The sequence below is a fragment of the Burkholderia sp. AU45251 genome, assembly GCF_030482905.1.
Lineage (GTDB): Bacteria > Pseudomonadota > Gammaproteobacteria > Burkholderiales > Burkholderiaceae > Burkholderia > Burkholderia aenigmatica.
On the sequence record NZ_JAUJQH010000071.1, the window covers coordinates 1 to 1290 of the forward strand.

Below are 1290 nucleotides of genomic sequence, written 5' to 3' on the forward strand. Positions count from 1 at the left end.
TGAGCTTCCCTCGGTTTTTCGCCTTCCAACGGTCCCGAGTTATGCAGCCGCATCCTTGGTCTGCTGAGCTTTGATCCAGTCCCGAAGGAACTGCTCCGGAGAAACAAAGCCGAGCGACGAATGACGACGACTGCGGTTGTAAAACACTTCGATATATTCGAACAGATCGGCCTTCGCGTCCTGATGCGTCCGGTAGCGCGTGGCGTGGACCCGTTCGTTCTTCAAGCTGTTGAAGAAGCTTTCCGTCGGGGCATTGTCCCAACAATTTCCCTTGCGACTCATCGAGCAGCGCATGCCGTAGGCGCTCAGCTTGCGCTGGAACTCGTGACTCGCGTATTGGCTGCCTCTGTCCGAATGACACAGTGCGCCCGGCGCGGGACGGCGGCGGAACCAGGCCATCGTCAGCGCGTCCGTCACGAGATCCGCCGTCATGCGCGGCTTGATCGACCAGCCCACCACTTCCCGGTTGAACAGGTCGAGCACCACGGCCAGGTACAGCCAGCCCTCGTCGGTCCAGATATACGTGATGTCCGAGCTGAACACCTGATTCGGCGCGGCGGGCGTGAACTCGCGGTTCAACAGGTTTGGCGCGACCGGCAGCTTGTGTTTCGAATCGGTCGTCACCCGGTAACGGCGCTTGTGCCGCGCCCGGATGCCATGCTCACGCATCAGCCGTTCCACGCGCTCCTTGCTGGCCGGAAAGCCTCGATCACGGATTTCCTCGGTCATGCGCGGCGAACCGTATGCTCCTTTGACCTCGGCGTGCACCGTCCGGATCAGCGTCAGCAATTGCGTGTCCGTCAGTCGCGTTCGCCCCGACTTGCCGCCGCGCGTCCACGCACGATAACCGTTCACGCTGACCGACAACACCCCGCACAGCGACGACAGCGGATACTGCCCGACCTGCTGGTCGATCCAGGCATACCTCACAGCAGGTCCTTCGCGAAGTATGCTGCCGCTTTTTTTGCGATCTCAAGTTCCATTTGCAGGCGCTTGATCTCCGCGCGCATGCGCGAAAGCTCCATCTGCTCCGGCGTAACCGGCTTCGTTCCCGCACCGTTGAGCTTGCCTGCCGCTTCGGCCTTCACCCAGTTGCGCAGCGTCTGCTCCGACATGCCCAGTTCCCGGGCCACCACAGCAAAGCCCTGGCCGTCCTTGACTCGCTGGACGGCTGCCACCTTGAATTCCGCCGTGTACGATTGTTTCGGTACCTTGAACATCCCTGATCACCTTCCTTTCCGTCGAGTTTATACATGACTCGATGGAAGGCGAAATTTCAGGGGAAGCTCA

At 60.6% G+C, this 1290-nt stretch carries 1 protein-coding gene; it reads right to left on the minus strand.

All coding sequences use genetic code 11. From position 1 onward, the window contains the following. Positions 1-39 precede the first annotated feature (39 nt). A protein-coding gene (locus tag QZM67_RS39775; RefSeq protein WP_301811939.1) for an IS3 family transposase occupies positions 40-1220 on the minus strand; the annotation gives its coding sequence in 2 pieces (ribosomal slippage) (positions 40-968 and positions 968-1220; 1182 coding nt in all). Between the last annotated feature and the right edge of the window lie 70 nt (positions 1221-1290).